Here is a 17,740-nt window from a genome sequence, read left to right on the forward strand (position 1 = left end):
GGGCGTGGATTGTCTGGAAGGGCGCCTGCTGCCTGGGTAGGAGCTGGCTTGCCAGCGAAGAGGCCGCTGGATGTGGCTCAGGGCTTCGGGCCCTTTCGCCGGCAGCCGGCTCCTACGGGGGGAGGTCAGTGCCGGATGAGCTTGTTGCGCAGGGCCTGGGCGGCCTGGGGTTCCAGCTCCAGCCACAGGTGCTGGGTGCCGCCGATGTCGGCGGCCGCCGGCAGGCCGTCGCGGAACACCAGGCGGTTGCCGCTCAGGGCCGGGACCTTGGGCCCGGGCAGCAGGGTCCCGGCAAGGTTCAGCGGGTCGACGCCGCACACCGCGATCAGGCTGCCGTCATGGGGCCGGCGGCGCACTTCGCGCAGTAGCGGGATGGCTTCCGGCAGGGCGAACTGCTCGCCGGCCAGGCCGCTGACGAAGCGCCCGCCGCGAATTTCTCCGCGGGCTTCCAGGCGATGGAAGGTACGCAGCAAATCGCGCCAGTTGGGCAGCCAGTCGGCCTCGCGCTCCAGCAGGCGCCAGAACACCACGCCATAGCGGCGTAGCAGGGTCATGGCCACGTGCTCCAGGGTGGCGGCGCTATCCTCGCTGGCGGCGCGGCGCAACAAGGCCCAGCGCCCCGCGTCGTCCATTCCTCCGACGAAGGCGCCGCGACCCCGTCGGCTGCTGCGGTTCTGGCGCTTGCTGGCCGGGGTGATCAGGGCCCGCAGGCCGGCGAAGCTGTCGGCGTTCACCCATCCGGCGCCTACCAGTTCCTGCAGCACGGTTTCCAGTTCGCTGCGCAGCAGGTGGGCTTCTTGCAGCAGTTCATCGAAAAACAGTGCGCCCAGCTGGCTCAGTACGGCGTGAACCTTCTGCGCCTTGGGTGACAGGTCACTGCTGTCGATGGGGCAGGTCAGGGCGTTCCAGAGCGCCACGCGGGCCCGGGGCAGCAACACGATGGGAGTGCTGCGCAGGGCGCTGGCGGCGATCTTGCCGCTGCTGTTGATCCGGCTCCAGACCACCTTGCCGCTGCGGCACAGGTCATCCAGCCAACTGGCGGAGTAATCCTTCAGGCGCGCCGGCAGCAGGTCGCTGTCCCAGGCCGAGGCCGCTGCGGGGTAGCCTTCGAACTGCGCGACCACCTCGGCCAGCATGGCGCTGCCCTGGCCCTGGGTACCCGGCGACAGGTGCTGCCAGTCGAACAGAAAGCGCATGAAATCCTGCAAGGCCACCGGTTCGATTTCCCGGCGCAGGCGCTTCACCGTGTAGCGGTGGATCCGCGCCAGCAGGTGACGTTCGCACCATTGTTCTTCATCGCCGCCAGGGCTGAAGCGCCCCCGCAGCACATAACCTTCGCTCTCCAGCTGGATCAGCGCCTGGTGGATGCTGGAAGCGGGCAGGCCCAGGGGCGCGGCGATCTGCGCCAGGGTCAGGGGAGCGAAGCCGCTGAGGCGGGCGCGAATCAGCTCCACCAGGGCCGGCTGTGCCTCCCAGGCCTGGTCGAAACCGGGCACCGGTTGCAGCGCGGGTTGCAAGGCGGCCTGAGGGTACAGCGCCCGCAGACAGCAGATGCGCTCCAGGGCCAGCCACAAGCCGCCGCCCGGGCCGGCCTGCAAGCGGCAGGCGCGGCCCTGGCTGGAAAGGGCTTGCAGCCACTCGGGCCAGTGGAGGTTGGCCTGGGCCTCGGCTTCGCTGATACAGGCCAGGCTCATCAGCGCTTCGTGCATTTCATCGGCACTGGCCGGGGCTGGCCAGGCTTCGGCGGCCACCGCGGCAATCGCTTCGGCATCCAGGGCGCCCAGGTCGTCGGTGGCTTGCGGGTCGCTCCAGCGCCGGGCCAGCACCGCCTGGGTACGGCGTTCCTCCAGGGGCGCGTCATCGAGAAAGGTGTAGGGCTTGGCGCTGAGGATTTCCGCCGCCAGGGGCGAGGGCGCCGGCAGTTCGCGGCTGAGCAGGCGCACCTGGCCCTGTTCCATGCGCCGCAGCAGGTTCAACCAGCCTTCGCTGTCCATGGCTTCGTGCAGGCAGTCGTCGAGGGTCTGCTCCACCAGCGGATGGTCGGGAATCTCGCGCTCGCCGGCCAGGTTTTCCAGGCAGGCGATCTGGTCGGGAAACACGCTGGCGATCAGGTCTTCGCTTTTCATGCGCTGGATCTGCGGCGGCACTTTGCGCCCGCCGCTGTAGCGCGGCAGGGCTAGCGCCACTCCGGCGTTCCAGCGCCAGCGCACGCCGAACAGCGGTGCGTCCAGCAGCGCCTGGACCAGGATGTGTTCGGCGCTGTTGCTGTGCAGGTAACGCCAGACCTCGTCCAGGGCGAAGCTGTGGCTGGTGGACAGGGAAAGGACGATCGCGTCCTCGCTGGCGGCAGCCTGCAATTCGAAATTGAAGGTGCGGCAGAAGCGCTTGCGCAGGGCCAGGCCCCAGGCGCGGTTGATGCGGCTGCCGAAGGGACTGTGGATCACCAGTTGGGTGCCGCCGGACTCGTCGAAGAAGCGCTCCATGATCAGCGTGTCCTGGGACGGCAGCGCGCCCAGAGCCAGGCGCGCCGGTGCCAGGTAATCCACCAGTTGCTCGGCGCTGGCCAGGTTCAGGCCCAGTTCGTGGTGCAACCAGTGGATGGCCGCTTGCAACTGGCCGGGCGTGGCGCCGAGCAACTCGTCGAGTTGGGCCAGCAGGCGCGCCACGGCACTGGAGAGTTCGGCGCTGCGCCCGGGGGCTTCGCCGAGCCAGAAGGGAATGTTCGGCGGCTGGCCCTGGGCATCCTCGACCCGCACCTTGCCGGTTTCCACCCGCAGGATACGGTAGGAGGTGTTGCCCAGCTGGAACACGTCGCCGGCAATGCTTTCCACGGCGAAGTCTTCGTTGACGCTGCCAATGTTCAGCCCCTGGGGCTCCAGTAGCACGCTGTAGTCGGCGTTGTCGGGGATGGTCCCGCCGCTGGTCAGCGCGGTCAGTTGGGCGCCTCGGCGCCCGCGCAGGGTGCGGGCCAGGGCGTCGCGGTGCAGGTAGGCGCTGCGCAGGCCCTGGCGCCCGTTGAAGCCCTCGGCGAGCATCTGCAACAGCGCCTGGTAGTGGGCCTGATCCAGGTCGGCGTAGGGCGCGGCCTGGCGCAGCATGTCCAGCAGCGCGGCTTCCGACCACTCCTGGCAGCTGACTTCAGCGACGATCTGCTGGGCCAGCACATCCAGGGGGGCATGGGGAATCAGTAGAGTGTCCAGTTCGCCCCGGCGCACGCAGTCGAGCAGGGCGGCGCATTCGATCAGGTCGTCGCGGGTCAGGGCGAACAACCGGCCCTTGGGCGTGCCGCCCACCTGGTGACCGGAGCGGCCGACCCGCTGCAGAAAGGCCGAGATCGAGCGCGGCGAGCCGATCTGGCACACCAGGTCGACATCACCGATATCGATCCCCAGCTCCAGGGAAGCGGTAGCGATCAGCACTTGCAGGTCGCCGGCCTTGAGCCGCTGCTCGGCTTCCAGGCGCTGCTCCTTGGCCAGGCTGCCGTGGTGCGCGGCCACCGCCTGCTTGCCCAGGCGCTCGCTGAGGTGGCGGGCCAGGCGCTCGGCCAGGCGCCGGGTGTTGACGAATATCAGCGTGGTGCGGTGTTCCCTGGCCAGGTTGGCGAGGCGCTCGTACACCAGCTCCCAGACGTCATTGGCCATGACCGCCGACAGCGGCACCGGCGGCACTTCGATGTCCAGGTCCCGGGGCCGGGCGTGGCCGATATCGACGATTTCGCAAGGGCGGCCGTGGCCCACCAGAAAGCGCGACACGGCTTCGATGGGCTTCTGCGTGGCGGATAGGCCGATGCGCAGCAAGGGTTCGGCGCACAAGGCCTGCAAGCGTTCCAGGCTCAGGGCCAGGTGGCTGCCGCGCTTGCTGCCGGCCAGGGCGTGGATTTCGTCGACGATCACGCTGCGGGTGCTGGTCAGCATCCTGCGGCCGGAATCCGAGCCCAGCAGCACGTAGAGGGATTCCGGGGTGGTGACGAGGATCTGCGGCGCGCTCTTGCGCATGGCGTTGCGGTCTTTCTGCGGGGTATCGCCGGTGCGCACCGCGGTGCTGATGGACAGTTCCGGCAGGCCCATGCGGCGCAGTTGCTCGGTGATGCCCGCCAGTGGCTGCTGCAGGTTGATCTGAATGTCATTGCTCAAGGCCTTGAGTGGCGACACATACACCACCAGGGTGGCGTCCGGCAGCTGGCCACCGCCGGCCAGCCCCTGGCGCACCAGGTCATCGATCACCGCGAGAAAGGCGGTCAGGGTCTTGCCGGAGCCGGTGGGCGCGGCGATCAGGGTCGAGCGGCGCTGGGCGATCAGCGGCCAGGCGCGGGCCTGGGCCGGGGTCACAGCGGCAAAGGTATGCTTGAACCAGGCGCTGACAGCGGGGTGGAAGCCGTCCAGCACCGGATTCACGGATTGGGCAAGGTTCATGGATGGATTTATGCGGCCGCATCCGGCAACTTGCAAGCACCGTTGATTCCATGGGGCCTCGACACTTTCTGAGTGACGCTTGCGCCACAAACCCGCAAAATGCAACGATTCCGGCAATTATCGACGGCCAGCCCCACGAGACTGGCCGACTCCAACCATCGTTCTGAACAGACTGGGCCTGCTGACTCTATGCGAATGCGCCTTATGTTACTGGGCGGCGGAAATGCCCTTGGGCAGGCGCTGATTCGCCTGGGTGCGGAGGAAGACATCGGTTTCCTCGCCCCCCGTCCGCCGCAAGACGGCTGGGATGCCGCGAGCCTTACGCAACTGCTCGACGACACCCGCCCGGATGCCTTGATCAACCTGGCTTACTACTTCGACTGGTTTCAGGCGGAGAGCGTGAGCGAGGCGCGCTTGAGCGGCCAGGAACGGGCGGTCGAGCGTCTGGCAGAGCTGTGCCAGCATCACAACATCATCCTCTTGCAGCCTTCGAGCTATCGGGTGTTCGACGGCTCCCGGGCGACTGCCTACAGCGAAAAGGACGAGCCGGTGCCCCTGGGCCTGCGCGGCCAGGCTCTGTGGCGGATCGAGCAAAGCGTTCGCGCTACCTGCCCGCAGCACGTGCTGCTGCGTTTCGGCTGGCTGCTGGATGACAGCCCGGACGGCATTCTCGGGCGTTTCCTGGCCCGGGCCGAATCCCCGGACGAACTGTTGATGGCCGACGACCGGCGGGGTAATCCGACCCCGGTGGACGATGCCGCGCGGGTGATCATCTCGGTGCTCAAGCAGCTCGATTGCGCCGCGCCGCTTTGGGGCACTTACCACTACGCCGGCCAGGAAGCCACCACGCCCCTGGCCCTGGGGCAGGCGGTACTGACCGAAGCCCGGCAATTGCACCCGCTGGCCATCGAGGCGCCGACCGCCCAGGCCCATGCCGCCAGCGCCGATGCCGCCGAGGAACCGCAGCACGCAGTACTGGCCTGCAAGAAAATCCTTCATACCTTCGGGATCAAGCCGCGCGCCTGGCGTGCCGCGCTCCCGGCTTTACTGGATAGGTTTTATCGTCATGGCTGAGGGCCTCGTATTGATCACCGGCGGTGCCGGTTTCATTGGCTCGCACCTGGCCGATGCCCTGCTCGCCAAGGGCTACGCGGTGCGGGTGCTGGACGACTTGTCCACCGGCAAACCGAGCAACCTGCCGCTGGCTGATCCGCGAGTCGAGCTGATCGAAGGCAATGTGGCCGATGCGTCGCTGGTCAGCCAGGCCATGCAAGGCTGCTGCGCTGTGGCGCACCTGGCAGCGGTGGCTTCGGTGCAGGCCTCGGTGGACGACCCGGTGCAGACCCACCAGAGCAATTTCATCGGCACCCTGAATGTCTGTGAGGCCATGCGTGAGCACGGCGTCAAGCGAGTGCTGTTCGCTTCCAGCGCCGCGGTGTATGGCAACAACGGGGAAGGCCAGTCCATTGACGAGGACACGGCCAAGGCGCCGCTGACCCCTTATGCCTCGGACAAGCTGGCCAGCGAGTACTACCTGGATTTCTACCGGCGCCAGCACGGGCTGGAACCGGCGATCTTTCGCTTCTTCAACATCTTCGGCCCGCGCCAGGATCCGTCTTCGCCCTATTCCGGAGTGATCAGCATCTTCAGCGAACGCGCCCAGCAAGGCTTGCCGATCACCGTGTTCGGCGATGGCGAGCAGACCCGGGATTTCGTCTACGTCGGCGATCTGGTTCAGGTGCTGGTGCAGGCCATCGAGGCGCCGCAGTTGGAAGTGGGAGCGGTCAACGTTGGCTTGAACCAGGCCACGACCCTCAAGCAGATGCTTGCGGCCCTGGCCGAGGTGGTGGGTGCCTTGCCTCCCATCAGCTACGGCCCGGCCCGTGCCGGTGATATTCGTCACTCCCGTGCCGGCAATCAGCGACTGCTGCAGCGTTTTACCTTCCCCGAACCCACGCCGATGAGTGTTGGCCTGGCTCGCCTGATGGGCCGCTGAATGAAATTGCGGACATGAAAAAGGCGCCTGCAAGGCGCCTTTTTCATGTCTGGCGGGCTTAGAACTTGTAGCCCAGGCCAACCATGTAGACCATCGGGTCGACGTCGACATTGACCTTGGCACGGGTGCCTGGAGCCACGCCGTTGTTGTCCACATAGGCGCGGGTGTCGATATCGATGTAACGCACTTGGGCGTTGATCATGATGTTGTCGGTCAGCATGTAGTCGGCGCCGACCTGCCAGGCCAGGCCCCAGGAGTTCTTGGCGCGGAAGTTGTCGAAACCGGCGGTCTGGGCGCGGCTGCCGACGTGCTCGTCGTAGATCCAGGTGTAGTTGATACCGGCACCGACATAGGGCTGGAACGCCGATTTGTTATCCAACGGGTAGTACACCACGCTCAGGGTTGGCGGCAGGTGCTTGAGGGTACCGAGCTTGCCGTTGGCCGGAGCCAGGGCAGTGTTCTTGATCTTCACATCGTGTTCGAACGGGGTGGCGGCCAGCAGTTCGATACCGATGTTGTTGGTCAGCATGTAGGCGAAGTTCAAGCCCAGCTGAGTGTCGCTGCTCATGGTCGCCTTGCCGCCGAGGTTGGTGCCGGCCAGAGGACCGCGATCGACTTTGACGTCGGAGCTGTTGGCTTTTGGATTGACGGTAATCGCACCGGCACGAACGATGATGTCACCGGCTTCGTGGGCGTTGGCAATCGGGGCGGCGAGTGCGAGCGCGATCAGGGAGGCGCTAAGCAGAGACTTGTGCATGGGAGCTCCAAAGGACGATTCAGATTGGCTATGTCCAATGGTAAGGATCGTCAAGTTGACCGCCTTGACTCAGCTCAATGAAATGGCAAACCCCGGTTGGCGGGGTGAACTATTCTTTTGCCCCGCACTCTTTTGACGTTCCCCGGGCATCGCCCGCCCGCACTCTTTTACTCTGGCAACTCGTAGACGTAGATCTTCTGCGCCGCCATCTGGTAGCCGGCATCCGCCAGCTCGCTGGTGGAGGGCTTGACCTGCATATCGCCTTCGATCCAGTACGGCTGGTACAGCTCATCGAGTTTCACCCCGACTTCGCTGGTGACGTGGACGATCTGGTTCGATGGCGGTGGCGGTACGTGGATGCAGGCGCCGAAGTAGGGCACCAGCAGGAAGTCTGTGGTGCGTCCTTCCTCGCTCACTTCCAGGGGCACGATGTAGCCGGGCAGACGCACCGATTGGCCGTCGAGGCTCTTCACCACCGGGGCATTGGGCAGGTCTTGCTTGGCAGCGGGGGCCGATTCGGCGGACAGCGCATCGCTCATCTGCGACAGGTCGTGCAGCGGCTTCATGTTCGGCACTTCCGGCGGCGCGTCCGGCGGGATCATTTCCGACCAGGTCAGGTCCTTCGGAGCCCCCGCCGCCCACAGCGGCGAGCTGAACAGCAGCGACAGGGCAAGCAGAGAGCGCAGCAAGCGTTGGGTCTTCATAAACCAGGGCTCATAAACGAATCGACAGGCCATCGGCCAGGGATTGCCGGTAGGCGCGCCAGGCCGGCACGCAGCCCATCAGCAGCGCGGCGATCAGAATACCGCCCAGCAGCGTCCACTCATACTGGCTGGGCCAGGACAGTGGCAGGTACAGGCCGTAATTCGACTGCACGTAGCCCTGGGCCAGGGCGATGCCCAGGTACAGCAGGCCAAGCCCGGCCAGCACCCCGAACAGCGCCAGGGCGAAGGCTTCGAAGATCAGCAGGGTCGCAATGTGCCAGGGGCGCGCGCCCACCGAGCGCAGGATGGCCATCTCCCGTCGGCGTTCATTGAGGCTGGTGAGGATCGCCGTGAGCATGCCGATCAGGCCGGTCAGGACCACGAACAGCGACACCACGAACAAGGCTTTCTCGGCGGTGCCCATCAGGCTCCAGAGTTCCTGCAGGGCCACGCCGGGCAGGATCGCCAGCATCGGCTCGCCGCGGAATTCGTTGATCTCCCGTTGCAGGGCGAAGGTCGAGATCTTGCTGTTGAGGCCCAGCATGAAGGCGGTGATGGCCTGGGGCGTCAGGTCCATGTTGCGCGCCTGGTCGGCGCTGATGCGCCCCTCGCCACGGGCCGGCACGCCGTTGTGCCAGTCGATGTGGATCGCCTCCATGCCGCCCAGGCTGATGTGCAGGGTGCGGTCCACCGGAGTGCCGGTGCGCTTGAGGATGCCGACCACGGTGAAGGGCTTGTCGTCGTGCTTGACCAGGCTGATGGCCGCCACGCCATGGGCCAGTACCAGCTTGTCCCCCAGCTTGTAGTGCAAGGCATCGGCGACTTCGGCCCCCAGCACCACTTCGAAGGGGTCGCTGGCGAAGGCCCGGCCCACCGCCAGTTGCAGGTTCTGCTGGTGGCCGTACTGGTAGTGCTGGAAGTAGGCGTCGGTGGTGCCCATCACCCGGTAGCCGCGGTGGGAGTCGCCCAGGGAAATCGGGATCGCCCACTTTACCTTGGGGTTGCTGGCGAAGTGCTCGAAGCTGTCCCAGCGGATGTTGTTGGTGGCGTTGCCGATGCGGAATACCGAGTACAGCAGCAGGTTCACCGAACCGGAACGGGCGCCGACGATCAGGTCGGTGCCGCTGATGGTGCTGGCGAAACTGGCCCGGGCTTCGGTGCGCACCCGCTCCACCGCCAGCAGCAGGCAGACCGAGAGGGCAATGGCGAAGGCGGTGAGGATCGCGGTGAAGCGACGGTTAGCCAGGCTGGCCATGGCTAGACGGAACAGATACATCTCAGACCTCTGCGGGCTTGGCGGCGCGATTGAGTTCGGCCAGCGACAGGTTGCGATCGAACAGCGCTGCCAGGCTCTGGTCGTGGCTGACGAACAGCAGGCTGGCCCCGGCTTCGCGGCATTCGGCGAACAGCAATTGGAGGAAGGCTTCCCGGGCGTCGTGGTCCAGCGCCGAAGTCGGTTCGTCGGCAATCACCAGTTCCGGCTGGCCGATCAGCGCCCGGGCCGCAGCGACCCGCTGCTGCTGGCCGATGGATAGCGAATCGGCGCGGCGGCCGAGCAGCTCCGCGTCCTTCAGCCCCAGGTGGGCCAGCAGGGTGGCTGCGGCCTGGTCGACGCTGCCATGGCGCTGTGCGGCGCGGCCGGCCCGTAGCTTGGAGAAGTGGCAGGGCAGCTCGACGTTCTCGCGTACCGAGAGAAACGGCAGCAGGTTGAACTGCTGGAAGATGTAGCCGGTGTGATCGACGCGAAAGCGGTCGCGGGCGCCGGCCGAAAGCTCGGTCAGCTCCTGGCCCAGCAGGCGAATGCTGCCCTGGTTGGGTTTCTGCACGCCGCCCAGCAGGCCCAGCAGGGTGGTCTTGCCGCTGCCGCTGGGGCCCTTGAGGAACAGGGTTTCGCCGACTTCCAGGCGAAAGTCCGGGATGTCCAGTAACGGTGGATGACCGGGCCAGTTGAAGCCCAGGTTGGACAGTTCGATAAGTGCTTGGGTCATGTCGGGTCGATCATCGGATGAGTGTTGTAGCCGCCGAAGGCAGCGGCTACAGGGTTGGCGCTCAGAACTTCAGGGTTGCCGCCGTGGCGCTGACTTCGACGCCCTGCTGGCCATTCGGCGAAATGAGTTGTACCTGAACTTTCTGGGTGGCGGGGAAGGTCTTGAAGACCTGCCCCAGATCGAGGGTCTTCAGGGCATCCGGCTTGGCGCAGGTGAACTGGTAGTGGGCGTGGATCTCGCTGTGCTCATGGTGATGCTCGTGGCCAGCGGTGTCCTTGGCATCTTCGTCGTGGTCGTCGTCATCGTGATCATCGGCATCGGGCTGGTCGCCGAACAGCGGGCTCTCCAGCTCCTGCTTGGCCACCACGCACGCCGCTGCCTTGGGCAGGCTGAACAGCACCAGCGGCTGTTCCAGCTGGGTGCGGGCGGCAGCCACCTTGGCCTTGTCGGCGTCGGTGCTCGGAGCGTGTTCGAAGCCCACCAGGTTCATTGCCGGGCTCTCCAGCTCCAGTTCCAGGGTCTGGCCGTCGAGCACTGCGTTCAAACGGCCGACTCCATGTTCGTGGGCGCCGAGGCTGCCATGTTCATGCTCGTGATCATGGGCTTGCGCGGCCTGGGCGGCGGCCAGCGGCAACAGGGCGAACGGCAGGGCGAGTAGCAGACGGCGCATAGCAAGTCTCCGGAGCGAAGATGAAATAAATGTTATGTGATCTTATAACAATCGGCCGCTGAGTTTGACCGGCCGCTTGGCGTTGCGCAAGACGCGTGGGAGCATGCTCGTCAGAAAAATTCAGGAGCACGGCAATGTTGCGGATTCGTGGAAGCATCGGCGACTGGCCGGTGGATTTGACCCTGGAACTGGACGAAGGCGACTGGGCGCAACTGGGTGCTCAGTTGCAGGCGGCCAAGCCCGAGAGCGTCGCGGTGGCGGCGAAGCCGGCCAGCCAGGACGATGCCCTGTGGCAGACCACCAAGGAGTTGCTGCGCAAGGCCGGGCAGCTCAGCGGGCCGGAGTTGCTGGAGCAACTGGAAGGGCTGGCCGGTAGCGCGGCGGCAGGCAAGCGCTTGTTGGTGCGCTTGCGCCACTGCGCCGAGGTCAAGGTGGTGAGCGGCGCCGATACGCCGATCTACAGCTGGGTGCAATGACCCTGCAGGAGCCCGCTTGCTGGCGAACGCGTTCGGCCTGTCAGAACGCTTTCGCTGGCAAGCCAGCTCCTGCACCAGCCGGCTCAGTACAGGGCGGCGAACAGCTTGCGGCGGTAGGCGGTCACCAGCGGGTGGTCGTTGCCCAGCAGGTCGAAGACTTGCAGCAGGGTCTTGTGGGCGATGCCTTCGTTGTAGCTGCGGTTGCGCATGAACAGCTTGAGCAGGGCTTCCAGCGCCGCTTCATATTGCTGGCGCGCCAGTTGTTGGATCGCCAGTTGGTACAGCGCTTCATCGTCCTGCGGGTCCTTGGCCAGGCGCGCCTTGAGCTCGGCGGCGTCCGGCAGGTCCGCGGCCTGCTTGAGGAAGGTGATCTGCGCCTTGGCTCCGGCCAGGGCCGCCTTGTGCTCATCGCTCTTGACCGCGTCGAGCACGGTCTGGGCTTCACCCAGCTCGCCACGCTCGGCCAGGCAGCGGGCGTAGAGGATCAGCGCCTTGGCGTTGCTGTTGTCTTCGCCCAGCAGCACCTTGAGCAGGGCCTCGGCATCGCCGATACGACCTTCGGCAAACAGGGCTTCGGCCTGTTCCAGCGGATCGGCGGCCGGCGGTGGCGGCATCTGCACATGGGGTTCGAGCATGGCCCGCACCGCGGATTCCGGTTGCGCACCGGCAAAGCCGTCTACGGGCTGGCCGTCCTTGAACAGCACCACGGTGGGCAGGCTGCGGATGCCGAAGCGGGCGACGATGTCCTGCTCGATGTCGCAGTTGACCTTGGCCAGCAGCAGTTCGCCCTGATAGCTCTCGGCAATTTGCTGCAGCATCGGCATCAGCGCCTTGCAGGGCGCACACCACTCGGCCCAGAAGTCCACCAGGACCGGCTTGTGAAAGGAGTTCTCGATCACCGACTGGTCGAAATCAGCGGTGCGGGCGTCGAAGATGTAGGGCGTTTCCTGACTCATGGGGTATCTCGAATAAGCGGGAATGGAACCACTATAAAGGCTGGCCGGGAGGCTGAAAATCGCTATCGCCGCTGTGCGTGATAGAGGCTCACGTTGCGAAATTCCCAGGGTTCGGCCAGGTCGGGCAGGGTGAGGGCATTGAGCATTTCCAGGCGCTGATAGAGCGGGTGCTGGAAGTCCCGTACGCGGGAATCCGCCACCAGGGCCTGGCGGCCACGGCTGAGGAACTGGTCCAGCAGCGGCAGGTTGGCCCGGTCGTAGAGCACGTCCGCCACCAGGATCAGGTCGAAGCGGTCGGCCTCGGCGAAGAAATCCATGGAATAGCTCAGCTCGACGCCATTGAGTCGGGCATTCGCCCGGCAGGCGGCAATGGCCAGCGGGTCAAGGTCACAGGCCACCACTTCCCGGGCCCCGGCCTTGGCCGCGGCAATCGCCGCCACGCCGGAACCGGCACCGAAATCCAGCACCCGCTTGCCCGCGACCCAATGCGGCTGCTGGGCCAGGTAGCGCGCCAGGGCCAGGCCGCTGGCCCAGCAGAAGCTCCAGTAGGGCGGCTCGTGGAGGATGCGCCGGGTTTCTTCCGGGGTGAAGGCGCGGTCCATGTTGTCGGCGTCGATCAGCCAGAGTTTCAGCGTGGTATCGGGCAGCTCGCAGGCTACCAGTCGCGCGTCCCCCAGCAGTTCGCTGAGGGCAGCTTGCAGGTCGAGCGGGACATTCATGGGGCTTTGATAAATTGCAGTTGGCCCAGGGCCTGGCTGGTGGGTTGGTCGATGCGTTGGGCCGGCAGGTGCAGGATCAATTGGCCGGACTGGCTGGCGCGGCCGCGCAGTTCGACCCGGGCGCCGGCCGGAAAGGCTTCGGTGGCAAAGCGCAGGCGGAACGGCAGGGCCTGGCTGGTGCCGCTCAGGTTGCTGCTGGCCAGCAGGCGTTGCGGACGGCCGCGCTCATCGATCACCAGCAGGGCCAGCTCGACATCGGCGCCGGCCGGTACGCCCTCGAGGGTGCCACTCAACTCGCGCTGGTAGGCCGGCAAGGGGCCTGGATCGGCCGGTTCCTGATTTTTTTTCACCGCCTGCTGCTGTGAAGTGGAGGGGGCCGCGGTTTTTGGCGCATCGCTGCTGCAAGCGACCAACAGGCTGACAAGACTGAGCAGAACGAGCGGTCTGAGCGGCATCTGAAGCTCCAACAAGGCGAATTTCCGTGTGCGAAACATAATAGTCGGTCTGTATACCGTAAAGGCTATGGCTTGTCTTGCCAGTGGGATGCGCTACCATGGCCCTCCCTTTTTTTGTTGCCTGCCACCATGCACTGTCCCTTCTGCGGTGCCAACGACACCAAGGTCATCGACTCGCGTCTGGTCGCCGAGGGCGAACAGGTGCGCCGCCGGCGTGAATGCCTGGCCTGTGGTGAACGTTTCACCACCTTCGAAACCGCCGAACTGGTGATGCCGCGCCTGATCAAGACTGACGGCAGCCGTCAGCCCTTCGACGAAGAAAAACTGCGCGCCGGTATGCAGCGCGCCCTGGAAAAACGCCCGGTGAGTGTCGAGCGTCTGGAGGCGGCGCTGGTGCACATCAAGCACAAGCTGCGGGCCACCGGCGAGCGCGAGGTCAAGTCGCTGGTCGTGGGTGAGCTGGTGATGACCGAGCTGCAGAAGCTCGATGAAGTCGCCTACATCCGCTTCGCCTCGGTCTATCGCCGTTTCCAGGACCTCAACGAATTCCGCGAAGAGATCGACCGTCTCGCCCGTGAGCCGGCCAAGCAATGAGCCAGCCTGCCGAGCAAGCGGTCCTCGACGCCCACTACATGGCCCGTGCTCTGGAACTGGCGCGCAAGGGCCGCTACTCCACCCATCCCAACCCGCGTGTCGGCTGCGTCATCGTGCGCGACGGCCAGGTGGTGGGCGAGGGCTGGCACGTGCGGGCCGGCGAGCCCCATGCCGAGGTGCATGCCCTGCGCGCGGCCGGTGAACTGGCCCGTGGCGCCACCGCCTATGTGACCCTCGAACCCTGCAGCCATCACGGGCGTACGCCGCCCTGCGCCGACGCCCTGGTGAATGCCGGTGTGGCACGGGTGGTCGCGGCCATGCAGGACCCCAACCCGGAAGTGGCCGGCCGTGGCTTGCAGCGCCTGGCCCAGGCCGGCATCGACACCCATGGCGGTGTGCTGGAAGGCGAGGCGCGGGCGATCAATAAAGGCTTTCTGAAACGCATGGAGCACGGCTTGCCTTATGTGCGGGTCAAGCTGGCCATGAGCCTGGATGGCCGCACCGCCATGGCCAGTGGCGAGAGCCAGTGGATCACTGGCCCTGCGGCGCGCTCTGCAGTGCAGCGCCTGCGGGCCGAGTCCAGCGTGGTACTGACCGGCGCCGACACGGTGCTGGCGGACGACGCGCGGCTGACCGTGCGCGCCGCCGAACTGGGCCTGGATGCCGAGCAGACCGCCCTGGCCATGAGCCGGCCGCCGCTGCGGGTGCTGATCGACGGCCGCCTGCGGGTGCCTCTGGATGCGCCATTCTTCAAGGCAGGCCCAGCGTTGGTTGCCACTTGTGCGGCGGTGGAAGAGCAATACGCCAACGGCCCGGAATGCCTGATTGTTCCCGGCCCCGATGGCCAGGTGGATCTGCGTCGCCTGCTGTTGGAGCTGGCGGCCCGTGGGGTCAACGAAGTGCTGGTGGAAGCCGGCCCACGCCTGGCCGGGGCCTTTGCCCAGCAGGGCCTGGTGGACGAGTACCAGATATTCGTCGCCGGCAAGTTCCTCGGCTCCTCTGCGCGGCCGTTGCTGGACTGGCCGCTGGCGCAGATGAGCCAGGCGCCATTGCTGAAGATCATAGAAATGCGTGCGGTGGGCGATGACTGGCGAGTCACTGCCATCCCGGCCCCGCCAGCGAGCGTATAATTCCCGACTTTCGCCTACCCGGCGGCCCTGTTCTCGAGGAGGACTCCATGTTCACCGGCATCATCGAATCCATCGGCAGCATTCGCGCATTGACCCCAAAAGGCGGAGATGTGCGGGTCTATGTAGAAACCGGCAAGCTTGATCTGGCCGACGTCAAATTGGGCGACAGCATCGCGGTGAACGGCGTCTGCCTGACCGCTGTTGAACTGCCTGGCGATGGTTTCTGGGCCGATGTCAGCCGTGAAACCCTGGACTGCACCGCTTTTCATCAGTTGAAGGCCGGCAGCCGGGTGAACCTGGAGAAAGCCCTGACCCCGACCACCCGCCTGGGCGGTCACCTGGTCAGTGGCCATGTCGACGGCGTCGGTGAAGTGGTGGCGCGGGAAGAAAATGCCCGGGCCATCCAGTTCCGCATCCGCGCACCGAAAGAGCTGGCCAAGTACATCGCCCATAAAGGCTCGATCACCGTCGACGGCACCAGCCTGACGGTCAACGCGGTCAATGGCGCCGAGTTCGAGCTGACCATCGTTCCCCACACCCTGGCGGAAACCATCATGGCCGACTACCGGCCGGGTCGGCAGGTCAACCTTGAGGTGGACCTGCTGGCGCGCTACCTGGAGCGCCTGCTGCTGGGCGACAAGGCGGCCGAGGCCACGGGCGGCACCATTACCGAAAGTTTTCTGGCCGCTAACGGCTATCTCAAATCCTGACTCAAGGGGGTGCCGAGTGGCGCTCAACAGCATCGAAGAACTGGTTGAAGACATCCGCCAAGGCAAGATGGTCATCCTCATGGATGACGAAGACCGCGAGAACGAAGGCGACCTGATCATGGCCGCCGAGTGCTGCAAGGCCGAACACATCAACTTCATGGCCAAGCACGCCCGCGGCCTGATCTGCATGCCCATGAGCCGCGAGCGCTGCGAGCTGCTCAAGCTGCCGCTGATGGCGCCGCGCAACGGTTCGGGGTTTGGCACCAAGTTCACCGTCTCCATCGAGGCCACCGAAGGCGTGACCACCGGCATCTCCGCCGCTGACCGCGCCCGTACCGTGCAGGCTGCCGCTGCCAAGGACGCCAAGGCCGAGGACATCGTCAGCCCGGGCCACATCTTCCCGCTGATGGCCCAGCCCGGCGGCACCCTGGCCCGCGCTGGCCACACCGAGGCCGCCTGCGACCTGGCGCGCATGGCCGGTTTCGAGCCCAGCGGGGTGATCTGCGAAGTGATGAACGACGACGGCACCATGTCCCGTCGCACCGAACTGGAAGCCTTCGCCGCCGAGCACAACATCAAGATCGGCACCATTGCCGACCTGATCCACTACCGGATGATCCACGAACGTACCGTTCAGCGGATTGCCGAGCAGCCGCTGGATAGCGAACTGGGCCAGTTCAACCTGGTGACCTATCGTGATTCCGTGGAAGGCGACGTGCACATGGCCCTGACCCTGGGCGAGATCTGCGCTGAAGAGCCGACCCTGGTACGGGTGCACAACATGGATCCGCTGCGCGACCTGCTGATGGTCAAGCAACCGGGCCGCTGGAGCCTGCGGGCGGCCATGGCCACGGTGGCCGAGGCCGGCAGTGGCGTGGTGCTGTTGCTCGGGCACCCGCTGGATGGCGACGTGCTGCTGGCGCATATCCGTGAAACCGCGGAGCACCAGCCGGCGAAGAAGCCCACCACCTACAGCATCGTCGGTGCCGGTTCGCAGATCCTGCGCGACCTGGGCGTACGCAAAATGCGCCTGATGAGTGCGCCGATGAAGTTTAATGCGATATCCGGTTTCGACCTGGAAGTTGTAGAATACGTGCCCTCCGAATAAAAGCCGCCTGTTTCCGGCAGCCTATTCGCGGTTCAAATATCACTGAAGAGCGTGTACTAGACACGCTCTGGCTCTTTAAGAGATTTGTCGAATGACCCTGAAGACCATCGAAGGTACCTTCATCGCCCCTAAAGGCCGCTATGCCCTGGTGGTCGGCCGTTTCAACAGCTTCGTCGTCGAAAGCCTGGTCAGCGGCGCGGTTGACGCCCTGGTTCGCCACGGCGTGAGCGAAAGCGACATCACCATCATCCGTGCTCCTGGCGCCTTCGAAATTCCGTTGGTTGCACAGAAAGTGGCACAAAAGGGTGAGTTCGCGGCAATCGTCGCCCTGGGCGCGGTCATTCGTGGCGGTACTCCGCACTTCGAATACGTGGCTGGCGAGTGCACCAAGGGCCTGGCCCAGGTGTCCATGGAGTTCGGCGTGCCAGTGGCCTTCGGCGTGCTGACCGTTGACTCGATCGAACAAGCCATCGAGCGTTCCGGCACCAAGGCCGGCAACAAAGGTGCTGAAGCTGCCCTGTCCGCCCTGGAAATGGTCAGCCTGCTGGCGCAGTTGGAGGCCAAGTGATTAGCGACGATAGCGATCGTTTCAACCCGCGCGATCCCAAGCCTGCCAATGCCGGCAAGCCATCCAAGAGCGCCAAGCGTCGCGAAGCCCGTCAGCTCGCGACCCAGGCGCTGTACCAATGGCACATGGCCAAGCATTCGCTGAACGAGATCGAAGCGCAGTTCCGGGTCGACAACGATTTCACTGACATCGATGGCGCCTACTTCCGTGAGATCCTGCACGGGGTTCCGGCCAACAAGAACGAGATCGACACCGCGCTCGTGCCTTGCCTGGACCTGGCCATCGATGAGCTGGACCCTGTGGAACTGGCGGTTCTGCGCCTGTCCACCTGGGAACTGCTCAAGCGCGTCGACGTGCCGTACCGCGTTGTGATCAACGAAGGTATCGAACTGGCCAAGGTCTTCGGTTCCACCGATGGCCACAAGTTCGTCAATGGCGTACTCGACAAGCTGGCCCCACGCCTGCGCGAAGCTGAAGTGAAGGCGTTCAAGCGCTGA

At 65.4% G+C, this 17,740-nt stretch carries 18 protein-coding genes; 9 read left to right on the forward strand and 9 right to left on the reverse strand.

The genetic code is table 11. The features are described 5' to 3' along the window. Positions 1-125: 125 nt before the first annotated feature. Entirely contained in the window at positions 126-4,412 is a 4,287-nt protein-coding gene (locus BM382_RS29200; protein WP_072444878.1) for a DEAD/DEAH box helicase, read from the reverse strand. Between the two features lie 189 nt (positions 4,413-4,601). On the opposite strand from BM382_RS29200, the gene BM382_RS29205 reads away from it, so the two are divergent. Both BM382_RS29205 and BM382_RS29210 read left to right on the forward strand, forming a co-directional pair. Further along, the gene (locus tag BM382_RS29205; protein WP_036995925.1) at positions 4,602-5,486 is read left to right on the forward strand and encodes a sugar nucleotide-binding protein; all 885 of its coding nucleotides are present in this window, start codon (positions 4,602-4,604) and stop codon (positions 5,484-5,486) included. Continuing rightward, a complete protein-coding gene (locus tag BM382_RS29210; RefSeq protein WP_072444880.1) occupies positions 5,479-6,408 on the forward strand; it encodes an NAD-dependent epimerase/dehydratase family protein in 930 nt (309 codons plus the stop codon). The genes BM382_RS29205 and BM382_RS29210 overlap by 8 nt, the downstream gene beginning before the upstream one ends. A gap of 58 nt (positions 6,409-6,466) precedes the next feature. Here BM382_RS29210 and BM382_RS29215 read toward each other — a convergent pair whose 3' ends face one another. From BM382_RS29215 to BM382_RS29235, 5 genes are all read right to left on the reverse strand, one after another. Further along, positions 6,467-7,165 (reverse strand): OmpW/AlkL family protein, encoded by a 699-nt coding sequence (locus tag BM382_RS29215; protein ID WP_072444882.1) that lies wholly within the window; start codon positions 7,163-7,165, stop codon positions 6,467-6,469. 167 nt (positions 7,166-7,332) lie between these two features. Beyond that, positions 7,333-7,854 (reverse strand): DUF3299 domain-containing protein, encoded by a 522-nt coding sequence (locus BM382_RS29220; RefSeq protein WP_026019988.1) that lies wholly within the window; start codon positions 7,852-7,854, stop codon positions 7,333-7,335. Positions 7,855-7,879: 25 nt separating this feature from the next. After that, positions 7,880-9,145: an ABC transporter permease gene (locus tag BM382_RS29225; RefSeq protein ID WP_072444884.1), complete on the reverse strand. Its 1,266-nt coding sequence runs from the start codon at positions 9,143-9,145 to the stop codon at positions 7,880-7,882. 1 nt (position 9,146) lies between these two features. Then, positions 9,147-9,857 carry an ABC transporter ATP-binding protein gene (locus tag BM382_RS29230; protein WP_072444886.1) on the reverse strand — a complete coding sequence of 237 codons (711 nt, stop codon included), beginning with the start codon at positions 9,855-9,857 and terminating at the stop codon, positions 9,147-9,149. 61 nt (positions 9,858-9,918) lie between these two features. Further along, a complete protein-coding gene (locus BM382_RS29235; RefSeq protein ID WP_072444888.1) occupies positions 9,919-10,527 on the reverse strand; it encodes a DUF2796 domain-containing protein in 609 nt (202 codons plus the stop codon). Between the two features lie 134 nt (positions 10,528-10,661). Here BM382_RS29235 and BM382_RS29240 point away from each other — a divergent pair, with 134 nt between their 5' ends. After that, positions 10,662-11,003 carry a hypothetical protein gene (locus tag BM382_RS29240; RefSeq protein ID WP_015637205.1) on the forward strand — a complete coding sequence of 114 codons (342 nt, stop codon included), beginning with the start codon at positions 10,662-10,664 and terminating at the stop codon, positions 11,001-11,003. An 83-nt stretch (positions 11,004-11,086) separates the two neighbouring features. Here the strand turns inward: BM382_RS29240 and trxA are convergent, their stop codons facing one another. From trxA to BM382_RS29255, 3 genes are all read right to left on the reverse strand, one after another. Then, positions 11,087-11,959, reverse strand: coding sequence for a thioredoxin (gene trxA, locus BM382_RS29245; RefSeq protein WP_011063742.1), 873 nt, complete (start codon positions 11,957-11,959; stop codon positions 11,087-11,089). Between the two features lie 62 nt (positions 11,960-12,021). After that, entirely contained in the window at positions 12,022-12,678 is a 657-nt protein-coding gene (locus BM382_RS29250; protein WP_072444890.1) for a class I SAM-dependent methyltransferase, read from the reverse strand. Further along, positions 12,675-13,133, reverse strand: coding sequence for a hypothetical protein (locus tag BM382_RS29255; RefSeq protein WP_072444892.1), 459 nt, complete (start codon positions 13,131-13,133; stop codon positions 12,675-12,677). Before BM382_RS29255 ends, BM382_RS29250 begins: the two co-directional genes overlap by 4 nt. Before the next feature lie 129 nt (positions 13,134-13,262). On the opposite strand from BM382_RS29255, the gene nrdR reads away from it, so the two are divergent. The 6 genes from nrdR to nusB all read left to right on the forward strand — a co-directional run bounded on the left by nrdR (position 13,263) and on the right by nusB (position 17,740). Further along, positions 13,263-13,727 carry a transcriptional regulator NrdR gene (gene nrdR, locus BM382_RS29260; RefSeq protein ID WP_019095943.1) on the forward strand — a complete coding sequence of 155 codons (465 nt, stop codon included), beginning with the start codon at positions 13,263-13,265 and terminating at the stop codon, positions 13,725-13,727. Next, entirely contained in the window at positions 13,724-14,857 is a 1,134-nt protein-coding gene (ribD, locus tag BM382_RS29265) for a bifunctional diaminohydroxyphosphoribosylaminopyrimidine deaminase/5-amino-6-(5-phosphoribosylamino)uracil reductase RibD (RefSeq protein WP_072444894.1), read from the forward strand. The genes nrdR and ribD overlap by 4 nt, the downstream gene beginning before the upstream one ends. 47 nt (positions 14,858-14,904) lie before the next feature. Beyond that, a complete protein-coding gene (locus BM382_RS29270) occupies positions 14,905-15,567 on the forward strand; it encodes a riboflavin synthase (protein WP_011063737.1) in 663 nt (220 codons plus the stop codon). 16 nt (positions 15,568-15,583) lie between these two features. Further along, positions 15,584-16,675, forward strand: coding sequence for a bifunctional 3,4-dihydroxy-2-butanone-4-phosphate synthase/GTP cyclohydrolase II (ribBA, locus tag BM382_RS29275; protein ID WP_011063736.1), 1,092 nt, complete (start codon positions 15,584-15,586; stop codon positions 16,673-16,675). 91 nt (positions 16,676-16,766) lie between these two features. Further along, a complete protein-coding gene (gene ribE / locus BM382_RS29280; RefSeq protein WP_011063735.1) occupies positions 16,767-17,243 on the forward strand; it encodes a 6,7-dimethyl-8-ribityllumazine synthase in 477 nt (158 codons plus the stop codon). Beyond that, positions 17,240-17,740, forward strand: coding sequence for a transcription antitermination factor NusB (gene nusB, locus BM382_RS29285; protein ID WP_011063734.1), 501 nt, complete (start codon positions 17,240-17,242; stop codon positions 17,738-17,740). Before ribE ends, nusB begins: the two co-directional genes overlap by 4 nt.

Source organism: Pseudomonas sp. NFPP25 (assembly GCF_900116505.1).
GTDB classification, from domain to species: domain Bacteria; phylum Pseudomonadota; class Gammaproteobacteria; order Pseudomonadales; family Pseudomonadaceae; genus Aquipseudomonas; species Aquipseudomonas protegens.

What these genes read in the sequence shown, in the direction of transcription:
- BM382_RS29255 (WP_072444892.1), bottom strand. Translation starts at nt 13,133, where the DNA reads ATGCCGCTCAGACCGCTCGTTCTGCTCAGTCTTGTCAGCCTGTTGGTC.
- BM382_RS29225 (WP_072444884.1), bottom strand. Translation starts at nt 9,145, where the DNA reads ATGTATCTGTTCCGTCTAGCCATGGCCAGCCTGGCTAACCGTCGCTTC.
- nrdR (WP_019095943.1), top strand. Translation starts at nt 13,263, where the DNA reads ATGCACTGTCCCTTCTGCGGTGCCAACGACACCAAGGTCATCGACTCG.
- BM382_RS29230 (WP_072444886.1), bottom strand. Translation starts at nt 9,857, where the DNA reads ATGACCCAAGCACTTATCGAACTGTCCAACCTGGGCTTCAACTGGCCC.
- BM382_RS29210 (WP_072444880.1), top strand. Translation starts at nt 5,479, where the DNA reads ATGGCTGAGGGCCTCGTATTGATCACCGGCGGTGCCGGTTTCATTGGC.
- ribD (WP_072444894.1), top strand. Translation starts at nt 13,724, where the DNA reads ATGAGCCAGCCTGCCGAGCAAGCGGTCCTCGACGCCCACTACATGGCC.
- BM382_RS29215 (WP_072444882.1), bottom strand. Translation starts at nt 7,165, where the DNA reads ATGCACAAGTCTCTGCTTAGCGCCTCCCTGATCGCGCTCGCACTCGCC.
- ribE (WP_011063735.1), top strand. Translation starts at nt 16,767, where the DNA reads ATGACCCTGAAGACCATCGAAGGTACCTTCATCGCCCCTAAAGGCCGC.
- trxA (WP_011063742.1), bottom strand. Translation starts at nt 11,959, where the DNA reads ATGAGTCAGGAAACGCCCTACATCTTCGACGCCCGCACCGCTGATTTC.
- BM382_RS29270 (WP_011063737.1), top strand. Translation starts at nt 14,905, where the DNA reads ATGTTCACCGGCATCATCGAATCCATCGGCAGCATTCGCGCATTGACC.
- BM382_RS29235 (WP_072444888.1), bottom strand. Translation starts at nt 10,527, where the DNA reads ATGCGCCGTCTGCTACTCGCCCTGCCGTTCGCCCTGTTGCCGCTGGCC.
- BM382_RS29240 (WP_015637205.1), top strand. Translation starts at nt 10,662, where the DNA reads ATGTTGCGGATTCGTGGAAGCATCGGCGACTGGCCGGTGGATTTGACC.
- BM382_RS29200 (WP_072444878.1), bottom strand. Translation starts at nt 4,412, where the DNA reads ATGAACCTTGCCCAATCCGTGAATCCGGTGCTGGACGGCTTCCACCCC.
- BM382_RS29250 (WP_072444890.1), bottom strand. Translation starts at nt 12,678, where the DNA reads ATGAATGTCCCGCTCGACCTGCAAGCTGCCCTCAGCGAACTGCTGGGG.
- BM382_RS29205 (WP_036995925.1), top strand. Translation starts at nt 4,602, where the DNA reads ATGCGAATGCGCCTTATGTTACTGGGCGGCGGAAATGCCCTTGGGCAG.